At 65.1% G+C, this 23,132-nt stretch carries 24 protein-coding genes; 20 read left to right on the top strand and 4 right to left on the bottom strand.

Annotation, left to right across the window (positions count from 1 at the left end; all coding sequences use genetic code 11):
- A complete protein-coding gene (locus J1M87_RS08440; RefSeq protein ID WP_206489607.1) occupies positions 1–588 on the bottom strand; it encodes a TetR/AcrR family transcriptional regulator C-terminal domain-containing protein in 588 nt (195 codons plus the stop codon).
- Positions 589–706: 118 nt separating this feature from the next.
- Here J1M87_RS08440 and bioB point away from each other — a divergent pair, with 118 nt between their 5' ends.
- The 3 genes from bioB to J1M87_RS08425 are packed head-to-tail and all read left to right on the top strand — an operon-like array spanning position 707 to position 2,537.
- Positions 707–1,699: a biotin synthase BioB gene (bioB, locus tag J1M87_RS08435; RefSeq protein ID WP_206489121.1), complete on the top strand. Its 993-nt coding sequence runs from the start codon at positions 707–709 to the stop codon at positions 1,697–1,699.
- A gap of 22 nt (positions 1,700–1,721) precedes the next feature.
- Entirely contained in the window at positions 1,722–1,946 is a 225-nt protein-coding gene (locus tag J1M87_RS08430; protein WP_206489120.1) for a hypothetical protein, read from the top strand.
- Positions 1,947–1,952: 6 nt separating this feature from the next.
- Positions 1,953–2,537, top strand: a complete 585-nt coding sequence (locus tag J1M87_RS08425) for a DUF2567 domain-containing protein (RefSeq protein ID WP_241256611.1) — start codon at positions 1,953–1,955, stop codon at positions 2,535–2,537.
- A 12-nt stretch (positions 2,538–2,549) separates the two neighbouring features.
- On the opposite strand, the gene J1M87_RS08420 is transcribed toward J1M87_RS08425, so the two are convergent.
- Positions 2,550–3,248 carry an NUDIX domain-containing protein gene (locus J1M87_RS08420; RefSeq protein ID WP_206489118.1) on the bottom strand — a complete coding sequence of 233 codons (699 nt, stop codon included), beginning with the start codon at positions 3,246–3,248 and terminating at the stop codon, positions 2,550–2,552.
- A 79-nt stretch (positions 3,249–3,327) separates the two neighbouring features.
- On the opposite strand from J1M87_RS08420, the gene nadA reads away from it, so the two are divergent.
- Genes nadA through J1M87_RS08400 form a run of 4 tightly spaced genes read left to right on the top strand, consistent with a single transcriptional unit; the run spans position 3,328 to position 7,232 of the window.
- A complete protein-coding gene (gene nadA / locus J1M87_RS08415) occupies positions 3,328–4,386 on the top strand; it encodes a quinolinate synthase NadA (RefSeq protein ID WP_206489117.1) in 1,059 nt (352 codons plus the stop codon).
- A complete protein-coding gene (locus tag J1M87_RS08410) occupies positions 4,383–5,951 on the top strand; it encodes an L-aspartate oxidase (RefSeq protein ID WP_206489116.1) in 1,569 nt (522 codons plus the stop codon). Before nadA ends, J1M87_RS08410 begins: the two co-directional genes overlap by 4 nt.
- Before the next feature lies 1 nt (position 5,952).
- Positions 5,953–6,828, top strand: a complete 876-nt coding sequence (nadC, locus tag J1M87_RS08405; protein WP_206489115.1) for a carboxylating nicotinate-nucleotide diphosphorylase — start codon at positions 5,953–5,955, stop codon at positions 6,826–6,828.
- Positions 6,829–6,860: 32 nt separating this feature from the next.
- Entirely contained in the window at positions 6,861–7,232 is a 372-nt protein-coding gene (locus tag J1M87_RS08400; RefSeq protein WP_206489114.1) for an RNA-binding S4 domain-containing protein, read from the top strand.
- A 422-nt stretch (positions 7,233–7,654) separates the two neighbouring features.
- On the opposite strand, the gene J1M87_RS08395 is transcribed toward J1M87_RS08400, so the two are convergent.
- On the bottom strand, positions 7,655–7,912 hold the full coding sequence (locus J1M87_RS08395; protein ID WP_241256610.1) for a hypothetical protein: 258 nt from the start codon (positions 7,910–7,912) through the stop codon (positions 7,655–7,657).
- A gap of 85 nt (positions 7,913–7,997) precedes the next feature.
- Between J1M87_RS08395 and J1M87_RS08390 the strand changes: the two genes are divergently transcribed.
- From J1M87_RS08390 to J1M87_RS08340, 11 genes are all read left to right on the top strand, one after another.
- The gene (locus J1M87_RS08390; RefSeq protein WP_094661952.1) at positions 7,998–9,518 is read left to right on the top strand and encodes a site-specific integrase; all 1,521 of its coding nucleotides are present in this window, start codon (positions 7,998–8,000) and stop codon (positions 9,516–9,518) included.
- Positions 9,515–11,323 (top strand): hypothetical protein, encoded by a 1,809-nt coding sequence (locus tag J1M87_RS08385; protein ID WP_206489113.1) that lies wholly within the window; start codon positions 9,515–9,517, stop codon positions 11,321–11,323. The genes J1M87_RS08390 and J1M87_RS08385 overlap by 4 nt, the downstream gene beginning before the upstream one ends.
- Entirely contained in the window at positions 11,320–13,485 is a 2,166-nt protein-coding gene (locus tag J1M87_RS08380) for a hypothetical protein (protein ID WP_094661948.1), read from the top strand. Before J1M87_RS08385 ends, J1M87_RS08380 begins: the two co-directional genes overlap by 4 nt.
- A complete protein-coding gene (locus J1M87_RS08375; protein ID WP_094661946.1) occupies positions 13,482–13,853 on the top strand; it encodes a hypothetical protein in 372 nt (123 codons plus the stop codon). The genes J1M87_RS08380 and J1M87_RS08375 overlap by 4 nt, the downstream gene beginning before the upstream one ends.
- Positions 13,854–13,920: 67 nt before the next feature.
- Positions 13,921–14,307, top strand: a complete 387-nt coding sequence (locus tag J1M87_RS08370) for a helix-turn-helix transcriptional regulator (protein WP_094661944.1) — start codon at positions 13,921–13,923, stop codon at positions 14,305–14,307.
- Positions 14,304–15,404, top strand: coding sequence for an ACR3 family arsenite efflux transporter (arsB, locus tag J1M87_RS08365; protein ID WP_094661942.1), 1,101 nt, complete (start codon positions 14,304–14,306; stop codon positions 15,402–15,404). Before J1M87_RS08370 ends, arsB begins: the two co-directional genes overlap by 4 nt.
- Positions 15,404–16,075, top strand: coding sequence for an arsenate reductase ArsC (locus tag J1M87_RS08360; protein WP_094661940.1), 672 nt, complete (start codon positions 15,404–15,406; stop codon positions 16,073–16,075). Before arsB ends, J1M87_RS08360 begins: the two co-directional genes overlap by 1 nt.
- A gap of 51 nt (positions 16,076–16,126) precedes the next feature.
- Positions 16,127–16,549, top strand: a complete 423-nt coding sequence (locus J1M87_RS08355; protein ID WP_094661938.1) for an arsenate reductase ArsC — start codon at positions 16,127–16,129, stop codon at positions 16,547–16,549.
- On the top strand, positions 16,546–16,953 hold the full coding sequence (locus tag J1M87_RS08350) for a low molecular weight phosphatase family protein (protein ID WP_094661936.1): 408 nt from the start codon (positions 16,546–16,548) through the stop codon (positions 16,951–16,953). Before J1M87_RS08355 ends, J1M87_RS08350 begins: the two co-directional genes overlap by 4 nt.
- Positions 16,954–17,027: 74 nt before the next feature.
- Positions 17,028–18,452: an FAD-dependent oxidoreductase gene (locus J1M87_RS08345; protein WP_094661934.1), complete on the top strand. Its 1,425-nt coding sequence runs from the start codon at positions 17,028–17,030 to the stop codon at positions 18,450–18,452.
- A 23-nt stretch (positions 18,453–18,475) separates the two neighbouring features.
- Positions 18,476–19,537, top strand: a complete 1,062-nt coding sequence (locus tag J1M87_RS08340; protein ID WP_094661932.1) for an ArsO family NAD(P)H-dependent flavin-containing monooxygenase — start codon at positions 18,476–18,478, stop codon at positions 19,535–19,537.
- A gap of 16 nt (positions 19,538–19,553) precedes the next feature.
- Here J1M87_RS08340 and J1M87_RS08335 read toward each other — a convergent pair whose 3' ends face one another.
- Positions 19,554–20,408 carry a metalloregulator ArsR/SmtB family transcription factor gene (locus tag J1M87_RS08335; protein ID WP_094661930.1) on the bottom strand — a complete coding sequence of 285 codons (855 nt, stop codon included), beginning with the start codon at positions 20,406–20,408 and terminating at the stop codon, positions 19,554–19,556.
- 101 nt (positions 20,409–20,509) lie between these two features.
- Here J1M87_RS08335 and J1M87_RS08330 point away from each other — a divergent pair, with 101 nt between their 5' ends.
- The gene (locus J1M87_RS08330; protein WP_094662178.1) at positions 20,510–21,850 is read left to right on the top strand and encodes an NAD(P)-binding domain-containing protein; all 1,341 of its coding nucleotides are present in this window, start codon (positions 20,510–20,512) and stop codon (positions 21,848–21,850) included.
- Positions 21,843–23,087 carry an MFS transporter gene (locus J1M87_RS08325; protein WP_206489112.1) on the top strand — a complete coding sequence of 415 codons (1,245 nt, stop codon included), beginning with the start codon at positions 21,843–21,845 and terminating at the stop codon, positions 23,085–23,087. The genes J1M87_RS08330 and J1M87_RS08325 overlap by 8 nt, the downstream gene beginning before the upstream one ends.
- Positions 23,088–23,132: the final 45 nt, after the last annotated feature.

Below are 23,132 nucleotides of genomic sequence, written 5' to 3'. Positions count from 1 at the left end.
CTATCGGCGGATGCGGTCGGCAGTCGAGTGGCGAATTCCGTCGAGGAAGAGTTTCAGTCCGAAGTCGAATCGGCTGGTGGGATCGGGACTGTCGAACATCGGCGACGCGTCCTCGGTCAGGGCTCCTGCGGAGTCCATCTGAAGTCGTGCCTGCTCGTCCACCGTCTGGCCCAGGATGTAATACAGCAAGGTGTCGGCGGTCAACTCCGATTCGCGCCGCGGTAGTCCTGCGCGAATGCAGACCGCGGCCAGACGCTCGCGAATGTGGTTGGTGGTCAGTCGCGAGGCGTAGGTTGCAGCGACGAGTTCGGCGCCGTCTCGACGTGAGAGCAGGGCGTCGCGCACCCGGTGTGCGATCTGGCCGATCTGCGCATCCCAGGACTCCTCCGTGGACGGTGCATCGGCACCGGAGAGCAGGTGATCGGCCATCGCGCCCAGCAAAGTCTGCTTGTTGGGGAAGTGCCAGTACAGCGCCCCTGGTTGCACGTGCAGCAAGGTAGCCAGGCGGCGCATCGTCAGGTCGGCGAGGCCGTACTCGTCGAGGATGGCGATGGCACCGTCGAGGACGTCCTGCCTGCGTAGCTGCACTGCTTCCTCCTGGTTCTTCGACGTGTTCACTTTGACAGTAGTCGAGCGCGTTGCCTAACGTGAACACCGTTCAACTTGAACAGCGTTCAATAATGGGTTCGACGACGAGGGGACCGGTATGGATATTTTGTGCGCGGCGCGTGAACAGGTGCTCGGCGAGGGCATCGCACTCGATCGGTCTCAGGTTCTCGAGGTGCTCGAGCTCGATGACGACCGTCTGGAAGAAACGATGCAGCTGGCACACGAAGTTCGTATGCGGTGGTGCGGGCCGGAAGTCGAGGTGGAGGGGATCGTCAGCCTCAAGACCGGCGGATGCCCCGAGGACTGCCACTTCTGTTCGCAATCAGGGCTTTTCGCATCTCCGGTTCGATCCGCCTGGCTCGATATCGCAGCGCTGGTCGAAGCAGCCAAGCAGACTGCCAAGACCGGAGCGACGGAATTCTGCATCGTCGCCGCAGTGCGCGGACCCGACGACCGGCTGCTCGCGCAGGTCGCCGCGGGAATCGAAGCCATCAGGCAAGAGGTGGACATCGACATCGCGTGCTCGCTGGGCATGCTCACTCAGGAACAGGTGGACCAGCTCGCGGCCATGGGCGTGCACCGCTACAACCACAACCTCGAGACCTCCCGATCGTATTTTCCGAATGTGGTGACCACCCATACCTGGGAGGAGCGGTGGGAGACTCTGCGCATGGTTCGGCAGGCAGGCATGGAGGTCTGTTGTGGCGGGATTCTCGGCATGGGGGAGACCCTCGAGCAACGGGCCGAGTTCGCGGCCGACCTCACTGCGCTCGAACCCGACGAAGTGCCCCTGAACTTTCTGAACCCGAGGCCGGGCACCCCGTTCGGAGACCTGGACGTACTTCCGGCCTCCGATGCGCTGCGTGCCGTGGCCGCCTTTCGGCTGGCGCTGCCGCGGACGATTCTGCGCTTCGCTGGAGGTCGCGAGATCACCCTCGGTGATCTGGGGGCGCAGCAGGGGATGCTCGGCGGTATCAATGCAGTGATCGTCGGCAACTACCTCACGACACTCGGCCGTCCGGCAGAGCAGGATCTCGATCTGCTCGGCGAACTGCAGATGCCGATCAAAGCGCTCAACTCCACGATCTGATGGGCGTATTAGGGTGGGTGGAATGACGAGCGAGATCCACTACGACCCACACACCGGTGTGCGGATCGAGTCATCGACCCAGGTGGCCGAGAATTCGCTGACGGTCGCCGTTCGCCTCGGGCTCGAGCCCCCGAGGTTCTGCGCTCGATGCGGCCGCAGGATGGTGGTGCAGATCGTTCCCGATGGTTGGACGTCGGTGTGCTCGCGGCACGGCCTGATCGATTCGACCGCGACAGGCAGGCGCTAGGTGGTCATGTCCGAACTGCACGAGAGCCCGTCGCGTGCGAGCACCGCTCGGGTTCTGGCCGTGGTCGTCGGGATATCGGTGGTCCTGTCCGCGCTGTGCGGCATTATGTGGGGCTTCCTTGCTCCGGCGCAGCAACTGCTCGTGGTGGCACAGGATCGTGGTGCGGCGCTGACCGGAGAGAGTCTGCACCGTTTCGATGCCCTCGCATTGTTCGCGTTCGCGTCGTTCGGGCTCGGTGTGATCGTTCCGATTGTGTGTTGGCTGTGGAAGTCCGAGCGCGGACCGAGGCTGTTCGTCGCTGTGCTCGTCGGCGCGCTCGCCGGTTCCCTCGCGGCATTCCTGGTAGGCAACGGCATTGCCGCCCTGCGCTTTCCGAAGGCGGATGATCCGGCGATCGGATCGATCGTATCGGTGGCACCTGCCATCGACACCCCGTTGGTGCTGATAGTGCAGGCGCTGACGGCCTCGCTGGTTGTCCTGCTGCTGGCCGCCATGAATCCCAACGACAATCTGCAGTACCCCGACCCCGATCCGGAGGACGTCGACGCTACCCCGCCGCCACCGTCGTTCGACTCACGTGTGGGTGAGTGATCACATCGCCGCTCATGCTTGCGGCGGCCGTAGGGCAGCGAACTCGTCGGTGACGCGAATGCTGTTGTCGGCAAAGCGAAACAGTGCCGGTGGACGGCCACCGGCTTTGCCCGACGGTGCTCGTCGTCCGGTGGGCTCGATGACGCCGCGACGGCCGAGGACTCGTTGCAAGTTGGTCGCGTCGACCTGATAGCCGAGGGCTGCGCCGTAGATCTCCCGCAGCGTCGAGATCGCGAATTCGACCGGTGCCAGGGCGAATCCGATGTTGGTATAGGACAGTTTCGCGGCAAGTCGATGTCGCGCATGAGCGACGACGGTTCCGTGATCGAACGACATCGCGGGCAGTGCCGAGACCGGATGCCACATCGTGTCGGCAGGCAGCGTGGGCTCTGCCGATATCGGCACCAGGCCGAGGAACGTCGACGCAATCCGTCGATCTCCAGGAACCCGATCCGGATCGCTGAACACGGACAGTTGTTCGAGGTGCGCAACCGTCCGTACGTCGACCTTCTCGGCCAGTTGGCGACGTGCCGAGGTGGCGAGGTTCTCGTCGTCGCGTAGCGCACCGCCGGGAAGTGACCAGGTTCCCGCCTCCGGGTCGAGCGCGCGTTGCCAGAGCAGCACGCCCAGTTCGGGGGCGTCCGGGTCGGAAAATGCCCGAACTTGGAACACCGCAATGAGGACTTCGTGGACGGTGCTACGATGAATCATGTTTTCGATCATAAGTCGAAAACTTCCTCGGAGGAAATTCGGTCACGGACGACCGGATGATCGGTGAAGGAGAACCGTCATGACCAGCAGCGCTACCCGGGTGAACAATCTCGAGTCGAACTTCGCCGGTGTTCGCGACATCGTCGACGGAGCCGGTGGCTACGGGGGAGTCGAGGCGACGCCGGAATGGGCCGCGGAGGTTCGACGGCTCGCCGATCTGCGCGGTGCGACGCTGCTCGCGCACAACTATCAGCTGCCGGCGATTCAGGACGTCGCCGATCACGTCGGTGACTCCCTCGCGCTCTCTCGTATCGCCGCCGAGGTATCGGAAGAGACGATCGTGTTCTGCGGTGTCCACTTCATGGCCGAGACGGCCAAGATTCTGAGCCCGAGCAAAACGGTCCTCATCCCGGACCAGCGTGCCGGATGCTCGCTCGCCGATTCCATCACCGCGGGCCAGCTCCGCGAATGGAAGGCCGATTTCCCCGAAGCCGTCGTCGTCTCGTACGTCAACACCACCGCCGAGATCAAAGCCCTGACCGATATCTGCTGCACCTCGTCCAATGCGGTCGAGGTGGTGCAGTCCATCGACCCGAACCGGGACATCCTGTTCCTGCCGGATCAGTTCCTCGGTGCGCACGTCAAGCGCATCACCGGGCGCGAGAACCTGCACATCTGGGCCGGAGAATGCCATGTGCACGCCGGTATCAACGGCGACGAGCTGGCCGAGAAGTCGCGTACTCATCCTGACGCGGAGCTGTATGTGCACCCCGAATGCGGTTGCGCCACATCGGCTCTGTACCTCGCAGGGGAGGGGTTCGTCCCCGCTGAGAAGGTCAAGATCCTCTCCACCGGAGGCATGCTCGACGCCGCCCGCGGCACTGCATCCAAGCAGGTCCTGGTCGCCACCGAGATCGGCATGCTCCACCAGCTGCGCAGGGCAGCACCCGAGGTCGACTTCCTCGCCGTCAACGATCGTGCGTCGTGTGGATACATGAAAATGATCACCCCGGCGGCACTGCTTCGTTGCCTCGTCGAAGGACGCGACGAGGTGCATGTCGATCTCGAGACCGCGAACATCGCCAGCAAGTCGGTGCAACGGATGATCGAGATCGGTACCCCCGGCGGCGGCGAGTGAATCCGTCGGTCGACTGGGAGACCGAAACCGATCTCGTCGTCGTCGGTGGCGGAATCGCCGGGCTCACCGCCGCTCGTACTGCCGCAGCGCGCGGGATGCGTGTACTGACCATCAGCAAGGGCAGCTCCATCGACACTGCGACGCAGTACGCACAGGGCGGAATCGCGGTAGTCGGACCAGATCTGGAAGATTCGATCGAATCGCACGTGGCCGACACGTGTGCCGCAGGCGCAGAACTGTGCGACGAGGCCGCGGTGCGGTCCATCGTGTCGGGTGGGCGCGCCGCGATGGCCTCGCTCGAGGCCGCAGGCGCTGCGTTCGATCTCGGACCGGACGGATCACCCGCGCGGACCAGGGAGGGCGGGCACAGTGTGCGTCGAATCGTCCACGCGGGCGGCGATGCCACCGGTGCCGAGGTTCAACGGACTCTCGACGCTGTGGTGCCTGCGGTGCACTTCGACACGACGGCGCTGCGCGTGTTGACGACGGACGGTGAGGTGGCGGGGCTGCTGGTCCGCGGTCCCGAGGGCGTAGGGGTCGTTCGTTGCTCGACGGTATTGCTCGCGACCGGTGGGCTGGGGCAGCTGTTCTCGTGCAGTACCAACCCCGCGGGTGCGACGGCCGACGGGATCGCGCTCGCCCTCGATGCCGGTGCCCGTGTTGCCGATCTCGAATTCGTTCAGTTCCATCCGACCGTCTTGTTCGCAGCCGGTTCGACAGGCCGTCGCCCGTTGATCAGCGAGGCGGTGCGAGGTGAGGGTGGCCGACTCCTCGATGTGACCGGTCGCGCATTCATGGCTGACGTACACCCGCTCGGCGATCTGGCCCCACGTGATGTCGTGTCACGGGCCATCGCCGAACTGTTGCACGTCAGCGGGGCCGAGCACGTACTGCTCGATGCTCGTGGAGTCGAGGGAGTGCGCGAGCGGTTCCCCACCGTGACCGCCTCCTGCCTCGAGGCCGGTATCGATCCGGCGAAGGACCTGATTCCGGTGGCACCGGCAGCGCACTACTCCTGCGGTGGGATCGTGACCGACACATTCGGTCGCACAACGGTTCCGGGATTGTTCGCCGCCGGCGAAGCGGCTCGTACGGGTCTGCACGGCGGGAACAGGCTGGCATCGAACAGCCTGCTCGAGGGACTGGTGGTCGGCGAACGTGCGGCCCTCGTTTCCGCCGAACGGAAGGGACACGCCGTGGAGGTCTCCGATATCGCCCTGCCCACTTATCGCCGCATCGACCGAGCCGTATTGCAACGCACCATGACTGCCGAAGTCGGTGTGGTTCGGGACGCCGCAGGACTGGACGAGGCGCGTCGCGTGCTGGCTCAGGGCGTTGTGTCCGAACCGCCGGTCGATCCGCGTGCCGTGGAGGACGCGGCGTTGACCGCTGCAGCGGAGGTCGTCGTGCTCGCCGCCGCTCACCGTCGTGAAAGCAGAGGGTGCCACACCCGACGTGATTTCCCGGACAGTGATCCCGCGCAACGCCGTAGCCTGCATATCGAACGAGGTTCGGACGGCCGTCTCGAGATAGTGAACGACGACGTGATGACGGGAGCACGATGACATGATTGATACGTCGAACGAGGTGAGCCCGGGCGTCGATCGCGCCGAGGTGCTTGCCCTGATCCGGACTGCGCTCGACGAGGATCTGCGCTACGGACCCGACATCACCACTGTGGCAACGGTTCCGCAAGATGCCGTGGCAACGGCCTCGGTGGTATCGCGTCAGTTCGGCACGGTCGCCGGCCTCGATGTGGGCCTGCTGGTGCTCGACGAAGTGATCGGTGCGACGGGATATTCCATCGCGCATCGCATCGAGGACGGATCCACCGTCGAACCTGGGCACACCGTTCTGACGGTCGAGGCACCGACTCGGGGGCTGCTCACGGCCGAGCGCACCATGCTCAACATCGTGTGCCACCTGTCGGGGATCGCGACTGCAACTGCCGCGTGGGTTGCCGAGGTGGCCGATACCGAGTGCAAGATCAGGGACAGTCGAAAGACGTTGCCGGGATTGCGTTCGCTGCAGAAGTACGCGGTGCGTGCCGGCGGAGGTGTGAATCATCGAATGGGCTTGGGCGACGCAGCACTGATCAAGGACAATCACGTGGCGGCAGCCGGATCGGTTGTCGCAGCGCTCGATGCGGTGCGAGCCGCGGCTCCGAGTATTGCCTGCGAAGTGGAGGTGGACAGCCTCGAGCAACTCGATCAGGTGCTCGCCGAAGACGTCGAACTGGTTCTGCTGGACAACTTCGCGCTGTGGCAGACGCAGATGGCGGTGCAGCGCCGAGACAAGCTCGCTCCGAAGACCAAGCTGGAATCCTCCGGTGGGCTGACCGTCGACGTGGCGCGAGACTACGCACGAACGGGCGTGGACTTCCTCGCGGTGGGCGGTCTGACACACTCGGTGACAGTGCTCGACCTCGGACTGGACATGTAGTCGAGCCTCGCAATGTGAGGGAATCGGTCGAAATGGAATTGCAGAGTGCCCGCCTGGACAGCTGGATCTGGGCGGTGCGGTTGTTCAAGACACGTTCGGCAGCAGCCGCTGCCTGCCGCGGCGGCCACGTCCGCGTCAACGGGACGCCCGCCAAACCCGGCCAGCGCATCGGGCCGGACGACGAGATCAGGCTCCGAGTCGACGGGCTCGAGAAGATCGTCGTCGTCGTGCGGGCGATCACCAAACGTGTCGGCGCAGCGGTCGTTCCCGAGTGCATGATCGACAAGAGTCCGCCGCCGCCGCCCAAAGAGGTGGTGGCCTCGGTACCGAGACGCGATCGAGGAGCAGGAAGACCGACCAAGCGTGATCGACGGGAGATCGACCGACTACGGGGCCTGGCCTGACAGCTTTCGAGCGGCGACAGTAACTCGGCCGACTGAACGCATGAACACGAATTCCGTTGAGGTTCAGTCGATTTCTCCGATGTCAGCGACATGAAAAGCTGAAATTCGCCACTGTTGCCGCGACCGTAGGGCTGGTTCTGTTCCTGACCGCAGTCGTCGGCTGTGCATAGTCGGCAGTGTCCTCAGGCGGCAGTGTCCTCGGGCGTCGGTGTCTTCAGGCGTCGGTGTGTTTACCGAACTGGCTCGGTAAACACACCGTTTCCCTGTTGGATGTGCAGACTCGTGCCTGGGTCGCCAGGTTCACCGGGGTGCGTCGTCACCTCCGGCCGACTTCATCGCGGATCGCGCAGGCGCAGGTGTGTGCAGCAGGCAGGTGTGTGCAGCAGGCATGGCTGTGCCATGCCTACCTGCTGGTGTGTGGGTCATGCGGGTTGTCGTGGTTCTTCGTCGCCGGTGTCCCCGGTGTCCCCGGTGTCCCCGGTGTTGTTGTTGTGGTGGTTGTGGTGGTCGGGTGGGTGCAGTACTTCTTCGGGGTGGTGTGTGTGGTTGATCAGCCCGCGACGTTGGGGGTCGATGTCGGTGGGTGGGTGCCAGAGGGTGCGGCCCGGGTAGCGGTGGCTCGCGGTGGTTTTGGTGGTGGCCCATGTGCCGGGGCCGGTGCCGACGAGTGCGTGGTGCATGTCGCAGCCGAAGGTGAGGGAGTCGATGTCGGTGGGTCCGCCAAAGCTTGTGCATACTCGGTCAGTGACCGGATGATGTGCGTCGATGACACGCAGCCGATGGCATGTTCGCACTACTGCCGCAGAGCTTCCCAAGCCCCGTTCCACACTTACTCCCAACGGCGTAACCCTCCCCGACGACTGGGCCGACTGGCTCAGAGCAACTTGCCAGACTCCGGGCACACCGTTCTTGCTCTCGCCCGCTTTCGACTACGACACGGACCTGAACGATTTCTTCCGCACCACAGCGATGGTCACCATGGCCACGACAACCCAGATTGGATATGCACGCGACCTCGCGAGCTTCCTCACTTTCGTCAACCACATTGACCGCAAACATCATTGGCGTGATATCACCGACAGTGATCACCTCTCGTACCTGCATTGGCGTCGACACGATCCCGACGGCCCGCGCGTGTCCGGCAACACGTGGAACCGTGAAGTGGCGGCAGTGAACAGGTTCTACCGTTGGGCACACACCGCCGGCCACGTACGAATCAATCCGATCCCCCAGACCTGGCGACGGCCCGCGCCCGCACACACCGGGTACGCGGTCTCGCGGCGATCCGATGAGCTCCGCCCAGCGACCTACAGTCACGACGGCGGCCGGGACCGCATCCAATGGCTTCCCCTTGCCGACTATCGCAGGTGGCGCGAGGTCGGTGTCCGCGGGTTCGACAGCTCCGGGATGCCGCGAGAGGGTTTCCGTGGCCGGTGGTCGGGGCGTAACGCGACCTACTGCGACGTGATGGTCCGGACAGGACTTCGGATCTCGGAACAGTCCGCACTCACCGTGCTGGAACTTCCACACATCGATACGACTCCGACTGGTTACCAGCGGTTTTGGCTTCCCGGTGCGATCGCAAAAGGCCGCTCCGCACGGTGGGTCTACGTTCCGGCATCCCTCGTACGTGACCTGGCTACTTACAGCGCCTTCGACCGAGCCGACGTCATCGCTGCAGCCCAAGAAAAGCAACGATACGAGCGGATCCGACACCCTCTGGTCGTGGAAGATCCCGAACGTGCGATCGCCACGCACGTCACAGGTGCCGCACTGAAGCGGACCGTGAAAGTCTCGGAGCTCAATTGGGCGGAGCGACAACGTTTGTTGATCGCGCGCCCCGGCGGTCTCGAACCCGCCGCGTTCTGGCTCGGCGAGCACGGTATGCCGCTGTCAGTGGCCGCGTGGAAGAAGATGTTCGCCGATGCCAACACCCGCTGCCAGCGTGCCGGTGTCCCACTGTCTGCCCACGCTCACATGCTCCGTCACACGTTCGCCGTCATCACCCTCGAACAGCTCCAACGCGGACACATCGCTGCCCTCGGCGCGCTGGAACCGGAGCAGCGCGGGCACTACACCCGCATCTTCGGCGACCCGCTGGACTGGGTACGCCGCCGACTCGGACATCGATCCGTGGTGACCACACAGATCTACCTCCACGCGCTCGCCGAACTCGAGATGGAGACGAGAATGGCGCTTGTGCCGGATGATTGGGAAATCCCCACCCCGGATCCGGCCAGTGCCGACGACCCAATGACTGTCGCGGCGGCCGGTGTTGTGCTGTGACCGAAGCGCGAACCCACCCCGGGAAGCATGCCCCACTCCCTACGCCCGGAAACTATCGCCCACCGTCCGTTGCTTCCTCGGTGCCGTCTCTGGTCGTCGACTTCCACGGCGACGACGGACGCACCGAAACGTTCGACGTCGAAGTCCTTGCAATGCCGAGCTGGCACGAGCCGGTGGCGGAAGCCTTGGCGCTGCGCATAGGTCCTGCCGGTGACAGACGGACCCACAGTTCGGCAACGACGGTGTTCTCGTCCGTCGCACGGTTACTGCGCTTCCTCGAAAGTCTCGACAACAGCCCCGCCTCACCGGCTGATTTGACCGTGGCGCACGTCGAGGGGTTCCTCACCAGAGTCGACACACCGCGAACAGTCGCCACGTGCACAGCCGAGCTCAGTGAGCTCCGCCTGCTTCTTCGGCTGCCTCCGCTGGCGAACCATCTCGATGCCGAGGTGCTCGACCATCTCAGCACCCCGGCGGGCAAGGGGACGTTCACTTCTCTGACCGGGTATTCCGACGGAGAGTTCGCACGCATCCTCGATGCCGCTCGTACCGACGTCGCGGAAATTCGTAGCCGCATCACCGCGGGCAACGACGCCCTCACGGCTATGGCTGCGTCAGGTGTGGAACCGTCGACGGAGTTCGAGCACATGGTCTCGCGTATGGCGGCCACCGGCATCGTCCCGGTGACCGGCGGACGAATCGTCGCACACCGCCACCGCCGCACAGCCTGGGCGGGCCAGCTGTTCGTCACGCGCGACGATCTCGCACCACTGCTGACCTTGTTCGTTGCAGTCACCGGCCGCAACGTCGAAGCCCTCAAGGAACTACCCGCTGAGCACCGGATCGTCGGAAACCGAGCGGTAGAAGTCCGGTTGAGCAAACGACGCAACGGCCCGAACCGATGGCACGACACCGTGACCTGGGAGATCGGACCATCGCACCGAGAACTGCACACCCCGGGCGGTCTGTACCTGCTGCTGCACCGCCTCATGGAACATGGACGGGCACTGAGCGATACGGCCGCACTCTGGTCGTCGTGGCGCAACACCAACCATGATCGTGGAACCGTCGCCGAACATCACAACCCGTTCGCGCAATCCCTCGCCGGCCGATTCACCTTCGCGAAATGGAGCAGACTGCGAGAACTACACACCGACGCCGACACAGCCGGACACACCGCACCGCTGGGGCTGGACATGCGCCGCGTTCGCACCAGTGTCGAGGTGCGCCGTACTCGATCGGTCGGTGGACATCTCCCCTCGGCTGCCCGATCGAACAGTGTCGAAGTGCTGTTCAGCCACTACCTTCGCGGTGATCCCACCGCCAAAGAGTGGGCGCGCCAGACGATGTCCGAGGCTCTCCGTGATGCGGAATCAGCGGCCCTGGCCGCACATACCCACGTCCTGGCCGAACATGGCGTGACGGAACTCGAGGTGCGCGTCGACACCGCCGCCGATGAAACGACTGCAGGCGAGGAGGGTGCCTGGACAGCATGCGCCGACTCCTCCGCTCACCCTGTCACCGGCCGTGCGTGTCGACGGGTGTCGTTCCTGGACTGCTTCCACTGCGGCAACTGCGTCGTCACCACGGCGCATCTACCCGCTATCACCGCACTGACGTCGACCTTGTCCACGCGACGCACCGAACTCGACGAGCAGACCTGGTGGACGCGCTACGGTCCGACCTGGACCGCGATCCACCACGACATCTACCCGAAGTTCACCGCCGCACAACTCGACTCGGCAAAAACCGAGGCACCCGAGTGTCTCCTCGAACTCGCCGAAGATCCCTGGGAGCACCCATGAACAGCCCCATCATCGTCGCCCCGGTACCGGCTGACGACCCGCTGTCCGATCCGGTGCAGGGCGATCCGGTGCTCGGTGAGCACCGTGTCCTGACCGGCCTGTGGCTTCGCTCTGGCTACTCGCTCACGGACACGTCGCAATTCCGCGATGACGTCTGGCGATTGGAACCTGCTGTTGCACAAGCACATGTTCGATCGCTGGTCGTCTCCTTCGACACTCTCGCCGACCGCTACCGTCTACCGGCCAAAGAACTATGCCTGGCGATGCTGTCAGGTCCTTTACCCGCAGGCGAACGGCGGCAGTCTGCCGTCGGGATCCGCGGCACCTTCATCGAACTGCGCAAGTTCCTGCACTGGCTCGCCGAACGCACACCGGCACACTCTGATCGAGAGCAGATGCCAGCATTGAGTTCGCTCACCGCGGCCGACGTCCTCGACTACCACCACTACCTGATGACTTTGCCCGTCGGAGTCGGATCGCGCGAGAACTCCCGACGAGCGGTATGCATGCTCTGGCGCTACCGCACCTGCCTGACCGACACGCTGACCTTCGATCCGCGCCGCATCGACGGTTGGACCATGTCCAAATCCAGCACCACCGAGAACGCCACCGGCCGCATCCCCGAGCCCGTCCTCGGCCCGCTGATCACCTGGGCGATCCGCTTCGTCGACGACTTCTCCGGCGACATCCTCACCGCCACCGCACACCGAGACAACCACCGGTCCAGACGCACCAACGGACGGTACGGGCGCAACAGCGGTGCCGCCGAAGCGCTCGAGAACTACCTCGCGCAACACGAGGCCGACGACGAACCGCTCCCCGGACATCAAGGCCGCCCGAACTTACGACAGATCGCCGCCGAGATCGGCACCAGCAGACACGGCCTCGACACCAACCCAGCAATCCGCACACGGCTATTTGCCTGCGCGGCGCGAGTCGGAGTCACCGAACACACCTGGATACCTCTCGCCATCGAGGGCCGACTTCACGGCCGTCCGTGGATAGAGGGCATCGCGCACCAGCACTCCACCAGCGGATACCTGCATCTGCAACGAATGTTGCACATCGCCTGCTACATCGTCATCGCGTTCCTCTCCGGGATGCGGGACGCCGAGATCAAACACCTACGCCGCGGTTGCCTGAGCACCGCACGCGATACCAGCGGCACCGCCTACCGCTGGACACTGAACGGACTGGCGTTCAAAGGCGAAACCGATCCTCGCGGAGTCGCCGCAGAGTGGACCGTCGGGGCTCCCGCCGCCAGGGCGATCGCGGTCCTCGAGAGAATGCATCCACCCGGCCAGGATCTGCTGTTCTCGCACCCGCCCGGCTCCGAAAACGTCCAACCCAGAAACGACGCAACGGTCGGAGTCTTGACCACCAAAACCACCTCCGGTCAACTGAAGGATTTCATCGGTTGGGTCAACACCTACTGCGCCGAACACGCTCTTACGGAGTCGATTCCATTGGTGAACGGACAACAGTGGGTTCTGAGTACGCGCCAGTTCCGCAGGACGCTGGCATGGTTCATTGCTCGCCGCCCTGGAGGGTCGATCGCCGGTGCCATCGCCTACCGCCACCTGAGCATTCAGATGTTCGAGGGCTACGCAGGCACCTCGGATTCGGGTTTTCGCGCCGAGGTCGAAGCCGAACAAGCTCTCGCTCGCGGTGAAGACTTGATGAGCATTGCCACCGACCATCCCCACACGGTCACCGGTCCTGCTGGCGATCACGCCCACCGCAGACTGGACGCGTTCACCACTGCCGCTGCATTCGCCGGTGCTGTCGTCACCGACAGCACCCGCATCAAGCGCCTGATGAAACGATCCGAACCCGCCATCTATCCCGGCACCTTCGCACTGTGCGTGTTCGATCCCGACAAAGCGATGTGCCAACCCCGCCCTGATCAACGTGGCAACACTCGACCGCAACTCGGTCACTGCCAACCCCTCGAATGCGGCAACGTTGCACTGACCGCAGACAACATCGACGCGCTACGCACCGAACATCGCTCGCTGCAGCAGGAATTGGCCACCCGAACAGCTCTCCCGCCGCTGTTGCTACACCGCTTACGCGAGCGAGCACGCCGACTCAGCGACTTCCTCGACCGCCACACATACCCGACAACCGACCATGTACAGACGATCGAAACGAAGCAGTGACGCGGAACTCCGATCAACCCGACGCCGCAGTGGTCAACGCCGCCATCGAGCATCTCGAACGCCAGACCGGCCGTTCACCGTCGGTGCTCACCGTGGCCCGCCATCTCGGCCTTGCGAACACCACATTTCGGCGGCGCTTCCCCGGCATCGTCGACCGGCTACGTGACCCGAACCGGGTACCGGCTACACCCGACGTCCGTCGCCAGGTCGGCTCGGACGTCATCCGACTTCGGCAGCGAAACCGGGAACTCACCGATGCCCTCACGCTCGCTGTCTCGAGCATCCAGCGCCTGTCCATCGACAACCGTTCTCTGTGCCGACAGCTCGAAGTTGCCACTGCCGTCACGCACCTCCCGAGGAAGTCATGACGCAATCGGCTGCCCGTTCAGATGTTGTTCACTTGACCTCTGCTTAGACGTACTTCAATATAGACGTATGTCGAACCAAAGCCTGCCGCTCGCGGCGACCAGCGGTGAATGTTGCTCACCGCTGATCCGGGAACCACTGTCCACCGATTGGGCCGGTGACCTGGCCCGCATGTTCAAAGCGCTGGGTGACCCGGTCCGGCTGCGGCTGTTGAGCTTGGTGGCCAGTCATGCCGGCGGCGAGGCCTGTGTCTGCGACATCTCCGACTCGTTCGACCTGTCTCAGCCCACGATTTCCCATCACCTCAAAGTGCTGCGAGAGGCGGGTCTGCTGGACTGTGAGCGCCGCGGAACCTGGGTGTATTACTGGGTCTTACCTGCTGCGCTGCAACAATTGTCGTCGGTCCTGTCGGCTGCGGATCCCACTGCCGACGATGCAGCGTTGGTGACCGCATGAGCACCTCGGCGAACACCTCCCAGCACCCGGCCGTGGTCGGCAAGCTCTCCACCCTCGACCGATTCCTGCCCGTCTGGATCGGCGTCGCCATGGTCGTCGGCCTCGTCCTGGGCCGCATGATTCCGGGCATGAACGACGCCCTGTCGTCGATTTCGATCGACGGGGTGTCACTGCCGATTGCCATCGGGCTGCTGATCATGATGTATCCGGTGCTGGCGAAGGTCCGCTACGACCGCCTCGACACCGTCACCGGCGACAAACGCCTCCTCGTCGGGTCGTTGGTCCTGAACTGGGTCCTCGGCCCGGCTCTGATGTTCGCTCTCGCGTGGCTTTTCCTTCCCGACCTGCCCGAGTACCGCACCGGATTGATCATCGTCGGCCTCGCTCGATGCATCGCGATGGTCATCATTTGGAACGACCTCGCCTGCGGAGACCGTGAAGCCGCTGCCGTCCTGGTCGCCATCAACTCGGTGTTCCAGGTCTTCATGTTCGCCGTACTCGGCTGGTTCTATCTCTCGGTTCTGCCCGGCTGGCTCGGTCTCGAGCAGACGACTATCGAAGCGTCGCCATGGCAGATCGCGAAATCGGTGCTGATCTTCCTAGGGATCCCTCTCATAGCAGGGTTCGCTTCGCGCTACTTCGGTGAACGCGCCAAAGGCCGTGAGTGGTACGAGGAAAAATTCATCCCGAAGATCGGGCCGTGGGCGCTCTACGGCCTGCTGTTCACGATCGTGATTCTCTTTGCGCTGCAGGGCGATCGAATCACCTCTCAACCCCTCGACGTGGTCCGCATCGCGCTCCCGCTGCTGGTCTACTTCGCAGTGATGTGGGGCGGCGGCTACGCCCTCGGTGCCGCAATGGGGCTGGGCTACGAACGCACCACCACCCTCGCATTCACCGCCGCGGGCAACAACTTCGAACTCGCCATCGCCGTTGCCATCGCCACCTACGGCGCGACATCCGGACAGGCCCTCGCCGGTGTCGTCGGCCCGCTCATCGAAGTACCAGTCCTCGTCGGCCTGGTCTACGTCTCGCTCGCTCTACGCAAACGCTTCACCCCTCGCCCGTCCGTGACGGCAGCGACAAAGGAGTCCTGATGTCCGACAGTGCAACCCATGACGACACCCGCGCACAACCCGAACTGCTCATGCCCCAAGCGGTCCTTTCCCGCACCGCGGAGAGGCTGTCGGAAAAGTACACCGGCATCTTCTCCCCACAGACGGTGGAGCGGTACGTCTTCGAGTCCTACACCGCGCTGCGGCGGACCTCGAAGATTCACACGCACCTGACGATGCTGGCCGGACGCTTCGCAGCGGACCGACTCACCGCCCTCGCTCAATCGCAAGGTGATGCGCCGAAGGAAGTACCCGAAGTGCTGTTCATCTGCGTCCACAACGCGGGCCGCTCGCAGATGGCCGCGGCGCTGCTCACCCACCGCGGTGCCGGCCGGGTCCATGTCCGTTCCGCCGGATCCGCACCGACGCACGAGATCAACCCCGTTGTCGTCGAGGCGATGACCGAGCTGGGTCTCGACCTCGGCGATGCCTACCCGAAACCACTGACCGACGATGTCGTCGCAGCCGCCGACGTGGTGGTATCGATGGGCTGCGGGGACGCCTGCGCGATCTACCCGGGCAAGCGCTACCTGGACTGGGAGCTCGACGACCCGGACGGAAAGTCCATCGAGGAGGTCCGCCGCATCCGCGACGACCTCGACGCCCGCGTCAGCACGCTTCTCACCGAACTGACCACGCCCGTTCCGGCCTGATGCAGCCATACGGCGACTCAACGTCACACCCATCGAAGGGGTCTTGATCTCATGTCCGACCTACCCAGCGTGTTGTTCGTCTGCGTCCACAACGCGGGCCGCTCGCAGATGGCCGCCGGATTCCTCACCCACCTCGGCGGCAACTCTGTCGAGGTCCGTTCTGCCGGCAGCGCGCCCGCGGAATCCATCAACTCTGCGGCCGTCGAGGCCATGGCCGAGCTCGGCATCGATATCTCGGCGCAGTCCCCGAAGATCCTCACCCCGGACGCCGTCGACACCTCCGACGTCGTCATCACCATGGGCTGCGGCGACGCCTGCCCGGTCTTTCCTGGTGTGAGCTACCGGGACTGGGCCCTGCCCGACCCGGCCGGCAAGGGCGTCGACGCAGTCCGTCCGATCCGCGACGAGATCAAGTCCCGCGTCGAAGATCTACTCACCGAACTGGTTCCCGCGCAGGCAGGGTCACGTCGATGAGCACACCGAGTGTGCTGTTCGTGTGTGTCAAGAACGGCGGCAAGTCGCAGATGGCCGCCGGACTCATGCGCAAGGCAGCCGGGACCACCGTCGAGGTGCATTCGGCCGGCACCAAACCCGGCAGCACAGTGAACGCGCTCTCGGCGCAGTCGCTGCTCGAGGTCGGTGTCGACCTCTCCGGTGAGCACCCGAAACCGATCGACCCGGACCTCTTGGCGCGGATGGACTACGTCATCACCCTCGGCAGCGAAGCAAAGCTCGACCCGGTCGACGGTCCGAGGTTCGAGAACTGGGACACCGACGAGCCGTCCGAACGCGGGATCGACGGCATCGAGCGGATGCGCCTGGTCCGCGACGACATTGCCGCCCGCGTCGACGATCTCGCCGCACGCCTGCAGCACTGACTCTCGTCCCAGACTGCACGCTTTCGCTCCACCGTCGTACGCCCACACGCCTCTGCTCAGAAGGAGCACCTGCCATGCCAGGACGCAAAGTCGTCGCCATCGGCGGCAGCGACGCCGGAATCAGCGCGGCCCTCCGCGCCCGCGAACTCGACCCCACCGCCGAGGTCACCGTCGTCGTCGCCGACGCCTACCCCAACTTCTCCATCTGCGGAATCCCCTACTACGTCTCCGGTGAGGTCACGCACTGGACGAATCTCGCCCACCGCACCGCCGACGACCTCGCCGCCACCGGAATGCGCGTGCTCACCGACACCCGCGCCACCGCCATCGACGTCCCCGGACAGTCGCTGGCCGTCACCGGCCCGGACGGGAGCACCTACTCGCTCGACTACGACGCCTTGGTCGTCGGGACCGGCGCAGTCAGCACCCGACCGCCCATCGCCGGCCTGACGGGGCCGGACGCACTGGGACCGACCGACGGCGTGCACCTGCTGCATTCGATGGGCGACACGTTCGAGGTCATGGACTCCATCACTACCCGCGACCCGAAAACCGCAGTCATCATCGGTGCCGGGTACATCGGCCTCGAGATGGCCGAAGGATTGACCACCCGCGGGATCGCCGTCACCCAGATCGAAGCCCTCCCCGAAGTCCTCCCGACCGTCGACCCCGGGCTTGGCTCACTCGTCCACGCCGAACTCGAACGCGGCGGCGTCGAGGTCGTCACCGGCACCACCGTGTCCTCGATCGGCCGAGACGGAGACGCGCTCACGGTCACCGCCGCAACATCGGCGGGCGAAACACTTACGCGAACGGTCGATCTGGTGCTCGTCGTGGTCGGGGTCCGCCCCGATGTCACCCTCGCAGCCGATGCCGGCGCGCAGCTCGGCGACAAGGGCGCGATCGTCGTCGACGCCGGCATGCGCACGTCCCTGCCGAACGTGTTCGCCGCCGGTGACTGCGTGGTCACCCACCACCGCCTGCTCGGGTCGACGTGGCTGCCGCTGGGCACCACCGCCCACAAGCAGGGTCGGGTTGCCGGGGAGAACGCTCTCGGCGGCGACGCCGTATTCGCGGGAAGCCTCGGCACCCAGGTGGTCAAAGTCTTCGATCTCGTCGCCGCCCGCACGGGACTTCGCGAGCACGAAGCTCGCGACGCCGGCACCGGCTGGATCCCGGTGTCGACCACCTCGACTCCGGACGATCACAAGGCGTACTACCCCGGTGCGACTCCGATCTCGATCCGTATCACCGGCGACACGGTCACCGGCCGACTGCTCGGGGCTCAGCTGGTGGGACGGCGGAGCGCGGAGATCTCCAAGCGCGTCGACACCTACGCCGCCGCACTGTTCCACGAGATGACCGTCGACGGCGTCAGCGAACTCGACCTGTCCTACACCCCGCCCCTCGGTTCCCCCTGGGACGCGGTGCAAATGGCAACCCAGGCCTGGGTGCGTGAGCATCAGCTCGATGCTCAGCGCCGAACCGTCACAGTGTGACCCCACCTGACATTGCTACACCGATGACCACCACCTCCAGCGACGTGGTGGTCATCGGCGGCGGCCAAGCGGCACTCGCTGCCGGGTACTACCTTCGCCGCGCGAAGATCGACTTCGTGATCCTCGACGACCAGCCCGGCCCGGGTGGGTCGTGGCAGCACTACTGGCCCTCGCTGCACCTGTTCTCCCCCGCCGAGTACTCCCGTCTACCGGGGTGGCCGATGCCGCCGTGGCCGGCAGGCTTTCCGCCCGCCTCGCACGTCGTGGACTACCTCACCGCATACGAGAACAAGTACGACCTGCCCGTGCACCGGCCCGTCCGAGTCGACTCGGTACACCGCCGCGACGGTAGTCGTGGATACCGACTCGACACCGACCGGGGATCGCTCGACGCCGCAGCGATCGTCAACACCACAGGGACGTGGTCCCGGCCCTTCTGGCCGGCGTATCCCGGCATGCGCGACTTCGACGGAATTCAGGTGCACGCCAGCACGTATCGTGATCCATCCGAGTTCGAGGGTCGCCGTGTCGCTGTGGTCGGTGGGGGTAATTCGGCCGCGCAGATCCTCGCCGAAATCTCGACCATCACCGACACCGTGTGGTTCACCGCCCGCGAGCCCCGGTTCCTCCCCGACGACGTCGACGGCCGAGTCCTGTTCGACGTCGCCAGCGATCGTGCTCGCGCACTGGCCGCCGGCGGCGACGATTCCGGTGGGGTCGCCGGATTGGGCGATATCGTCATGGTCCCGCCCGTGAAAGAAGCGCGTGATCGCGGCGTGCTGCACAGTCGGCGCATGTTCACCGCGCTCGTCCCCGGCGGTGTCAAGGACGGCGACAACGTCGAGAAGATCGACGTCATCGTGTGGTGCACCGGATTCCGGTCGGCGCTGCGGCACCTGACGCCCCTACACCTGCCGTCGAGCCCGGACTCGCCGATTGCGTTGGATGGTAACCACGTTCGCGGAGAGCCGACCGTGGTGTTCCTCGGCTACGGCGACTGGACCGGCACGGCGTCGGCGACCTTGATCGGGGTGGGCCGCACCGCGCGGTCGGCCATCTCAGCCCTGGCGGCGGCGCTGCCGTGACCGGTGTCGGTGGCAGTCACTGCGCGTGTCGGCGTTCGAGCAGGACGGTGTCGCGCCAGCGTCCGTCGAGCTGGGCGATCCGCTCACGGATCCCGACGGTCCGATACCCCGACGCATGATGCAGCGCGATACTGGCGCGGTTCTCGGGGAATATCGAGGTCTGCAACGTCCACAGCCCGGCAGCGTCAGCTTCGGTGACTTGCTTGTGCATCAACGACTTTCCGACACCGCGGCCACGGAAACCGTCACCGACGTAGACGGAATTCTCGGCGAGACCGCGGTAGCAGTCGCGCCCCGAGACGGCAGTCAACGCCGCCCATCCGGCGACCTGGCCTTCGACCTCGGCGATCCACCGATGACCGGGAAGCCACTTGCCGTCAAGGACCGGGGCGGTAGGTACGTCGGTTTCGAACGTCGCGTTGCCGGTGGCGATTCCTTCGGCGTAGATCCGGCGCACCGCATCCCAGTCGGCGCCCGTCATCGCCCGGACGGTGACGTCGCCGGGCAGATCCGCAGGGCAGCACGGGCGCGGGGTGAGCACTCCCATCACCGCGTCGGCCGCGTGCGGGAGCCCGGTGCAGCACGTCGGGTTCACCGACACGACAGTCGTCGTGCCTCGTTTGCCGAGGGTCACGAAGCCGACGTCAGCGAGCTTGCGGACGTGGTGCGAGACCGTGGGCTGCCCGATCTCGAGGGCGTCGGCGAGCTTGCCGACCGCGATCCCAGCACCCGACGCAGCGACCAGGTGCAGGATCCGCACCCGCATCGGCTCGGCCAGGCAGGCGAACCAGTGAGCGTAGGTCGCTGCATCGTCGGCGGCGAGCGGGGCAAGGTCGGCGGGCGAGTCGACGAGTGGCGCGATCGTGGTCATCACCGAAGTATATCGATGACCGTCGATGGTTGCGAGTATCGATGGACATCGATACAGTCGCCTCATAAGTATTGATGATCGTCGATGAATGGGAGTGCAAGATGTCCGAATACCCCGTCGTGGTGATCGGCGCCGGACCTATCGGCCTGGCCGCCGCCGCACATCTGACCGAAACCGGCTCTGTTGTCGTCGTTCTCGAACGCGGACCCGGTGCTGGTGCTGCTGTGTCGGAATGGAATCACGTACGCCTGTTCTCACCCTGGTCCGAGGTCGTCGACCCCGCCGCAGCACGGCTGCTGGCACCGACAGGGTGGACCGCGCCGGACGGTGACAGCTACGCCACCGGCCGCGAATGGGTCGAGAGTTACCTCGCGCCACTGGCCGCAGTACTCGGTGATGTGGTCCGGTTCGATTCCGAGGTCGTCGGTGTCGCACGGCGGGGACGGGACCGCGTCGTCGATGCCGGACGCGACACCGAACCCCTCTCGGTCCACATCCGACACAGCGACGGCAGCGAAGAACGCATCCTGGCCCGCGCCGTCGTCGACGCCTCCGGCACCTGGGGATCACCGAACCCACTGGGCAGCGAAGGACTCCCTGCGGTCGGCGAACGTACTGCGACCCAGCGGATCTCGTACCGGGTTCCCGACCTGGCCGACGAGAAGATCCGTTCCGACTACGCCGGCAAGCACATCGTCATCGCCGGCAGTGGCCACTCCGCGCTGACCGCGCTCATCACCTTCGCTGAGCTCGCAGCCCAGGCACCTGGCACGAGACTGACGTGGGCGGTGCGGCGCGGTATCACCGACGAGGTGTTCGGCGGAGGCGAATCCGACGAACTCGCCGCCCGCGGCGCTCTGGGCCTGCGCGCGAAGAAGGCCGTCGACGACGGCTACCTCACTGTCGTGTCCGGATTCCGCACCGAAACCGTTGCACCGCAAGGTGATCAGCTCACCCTCGTCGGCGACACCGGTGCCCGCATCGAGAACGTCGATCGCATCGTGGCACTGACCGGGTTCCGGCCCGACCTGTCATGGCTGTCCGAGGTTCGCCTCGATCTCGACCCCACCCTGCAGGCCCCGAGGTTCGTAGCGGAATTGGTCGATCCGAACATGCACTCGTGTGGATCGGTGTCACCGCACGGCGTCGTCGAACTCACCCAACCCGAACCGGGTCTCTACCTGGTGGGGATGAAGAGCTACGGCCGCGCACCGACATTCCTCGCCATGACCGGCTACGAGCAGGTCCGCAGCATCGCCGCCGAACTCGCCGGCGATCACGAGGGCGCACGGAAGGTCGAACTGACCCTGCCGGATACCGGTGTCTGCGGCGGAGCGGGACTGTTCGACGACCCGAACGCCGACGCAGCCGGCAGCGGCGGATGCTGCGGAGTACCTGCTGCCCCGGAGCTGATCAGTCTCAGCGCACCGTCGCGTGACTGAACAGGTCACCGACTCGGCGTCGCTGCAGGAAGCACCGCATCCTGGGCGACGCCGAGTCCTGTCGATCCTGTGTCTCACCGAAATCACCAGCTGGGGAATCCTGTACTACGCCTTCCCCGTACTCTCCCCCGCGATCACCACGGACACCGGCTGGTCGACGTCGGTAATCGTGGCCGCGTTCTCACTGAGCCAGCTCGTCGCGGCTGTGGTCGGAATACCGGTGGGACGGATCCTGGACCGGCACGGGCCACGTTGGGTGATGACCGCCGGATCCGTTATCGCGGCCCCGGCGCTCATGGTCGTCGCCACCTCGCACAGCGTGGTCGTGTTCTACCTCGGCTGGATTGTTGCCGGGACGGCGATGGGTGCGGTGCTCTACCCGCCCGCCTTCGCCGCGCTGACGCGGTGGTGGGGCACAGACCGCGTTCGGGCGCTGATGATTCTGACTCTCGCCGCCGGGCTGGCCAGCACCGTCTTCGCACCGCTCACCGCGCTGTTGTCGAACCAGAGTGATTGGCGTCGAACATATCTGGTCCTCGCCGCAATTCTGCTTGTTGTCACAGTGCCGGGTCATCTATTTGGTCTACGCGGACGCTGGCCGAGCGTCGCTGCCCCGCAACTTGACTCACCCGCTGTGATGGGCAGAGCCGATGTCGTGCGGAGCCGCCCGTTCCTGGCACTCACCGCGTCACTGAGTCTGGCGGCGTTCGTCGCGTTCGCCGGCGTGTTCAACCTCGTGCCGCTATTGCTCGAGCACGGCGCAGACTCGACCCTCGCCGCCACCGCGCTCGCACTCGGCGGGCTCGGTCAGGTCCTCGGGCGAGTCGGATACCTTCCGCTGCAACGCTTCACTGGGGTCCGCGGACGAACAGTGGGTATCATCGCGGCCACGGCGCTGACCACCCTCGCACTTGGCGTGGTCACCTCGTTGATCACATTGGTTGCCGTCGCGGTCGGCGCCGGACTCGCGCGCGGGATATTCACGCTCATTCAGGCCACTGCCATCACCGATCGCTGGGGCCCAACTCAGTACGGGCACCTCAACGGCATCATGTCCGCACCCATCGTCATCACGATGGCACTGGCACCCTGGGCCGGATCACTGCTCGCGGACTGGACCGGCAGCTACTCCGGTGCCTACATCACTCTCGGAATCCTCGCATCGATAGCCGCAGCACTGTCGACGGCGAGTGTGCCTACTGCAGCCAGGAAAACCACGGAACCCGCAGCATCATGATCGGATTCGGTCAAACGGTCATGCTCGAGCTGTAGCTACAACAAA

Origin of the sequence: Rhodococcus sp. KRD162, from assembly GCF_017168335.1 — a bacterium.
GTDB lineage: Bacteria > Actinomycetota > Actinomycetes > Mycobacteriales > Mycobacteriaceae > Rhodococcoides.
Note: the sequence above shows the minus strand (reverse complement) of the source record. Positions and strands in the feature narration are given on the sequence as shown.

Bases quoted from the DNA above. Each gene is read 5' to 3' on its own strand.
- arsB (WP_094661942.1), top strand. From the start codon at position 14,304: ATGAGCACCTCGGCGAACACCTCCCAGCACCCGGCCGTGGTCGGCAAG.
- J1M87_RS08390 (WP_094661952.1), top strand. From the start codon at position 7,998: ATGACACGCAGCCGATGGCATGTTCGCACTACTGCCGCAGAGCTTCCC.
- J1M87_RS08350 (WP_094661936.1), top strand. From the start codon at position 16,546: ATGAGCACACCGAGTGTGCTGTTCGTGTGTGTCAAGAACGGCGGCAAG.
- J1M87_RS08360 (WP_094661940.1), top strand. From the start codon at position 15,404: ATGTCCGACAGTGCAACCCATGACGACACCCGCGCACAACCCGAACTG.
- J1M87_RS08340 (WP_094661932.1), top strand. From the start codon at position 18,476: ATGACCACCACCTCCAGCGACGTGGTGGTCATCGGCGGCGGCCAAGCG.
- J1M87_RS08335 (WP_094661930.1), bottom strand. From the start codon at position 20,408: ATGACCACGATCGCGCCACTCGTCGACTCGCCCGCCGACCTTGCCCCG.
- nadC (WP_206489115.1), top strand. From the start codon at position 5,953: ATGATTGATACGTCGAACGAGGTGAGCCCGGGCGTCGATCGCGCCGAG.
- J1M87_RS08370 (WP_094661944.1), top strand. From the start codon at position 13,921: ATGTCGAACCAAAGCCTGCCGCTCGCGGCGACCAGCGGTGAATGTTGC.
- J1M87_RS08420 (WP_206489118.1), bottom strand. From the start codon at position 3,248: ATGATTCATCGTAGCACCGTCCACGAAGTCCTCATTGCGGTGTTCCAA.
- J1M87_RS08430 (WP_206489120.1), top strand. From the start codon at position 1,722: ATGACGAGCGAGATCCACTACGACCCACACACCGGTGTGCGGATCGAG.
- J1M87_RS08355 (WP_094661938.1), top strand. From the start codon at position 16,127: ATGTCCGACCTACCCAGCGTGTTGTTCGTCTGCGTCCACAACGCGGGC.
- J1M87_RS08395 (WP_241256610.1), bottom strand. From the start codon at position 7,912: ATGCACCACGCACTCGTCGGCACCGGCCCCGGCACATGGGCCACCACC.
- J1M87_RS08400 (WP_206489114.1), top strand. From the start codon at position 6,861: ATGGAATTGCAGAGTGCCCGCCTGGACAGCTGGATCTGGGCGGTGCGG.
- J1M87_RS08380 (WP_094661948.1), top strand. From the start codon at position 11,320: ATGAACAGCCCCATCATCGTCGCCCCGGTACCGGCTGACGACCCGCTG.
- bioB (WP_206489121.1), top strand. From the start codon at position 707: ATGGATATTTTGTGCGCGGCGCGTGAACAGGTGCTCGGCGAGGGCATC.
- J1M87_RS08425 (WP_241256611.1), top strand. From the start codon at position 1,953: ATGTCCGAACTGCACGAGAGCCCGTCGCGTGCGAGCACCGCTCGGGTT.
- J1M87_RS08330 (WP_094662178.1), top strand. From the start codon at position 20,510: ATGTCCGAATACCCCGTCGTGGTGATCGGCGCCGGACCTATCGGCCTG.
- J1M87_RS08345 (WP_094661934.1), top strand. From the start codon at position 17,028: ATGCCAGGACGCAAAGTCGTCGCCATCGGCGGCAGCGACGCCGGAATC.
- nadA (WP_206489117.1), top strand. From the start codon at position 3,328: ATGACCAGCAGCGCTACCCGGGTGAACAATCTCGAGTCGAACTTCGCC.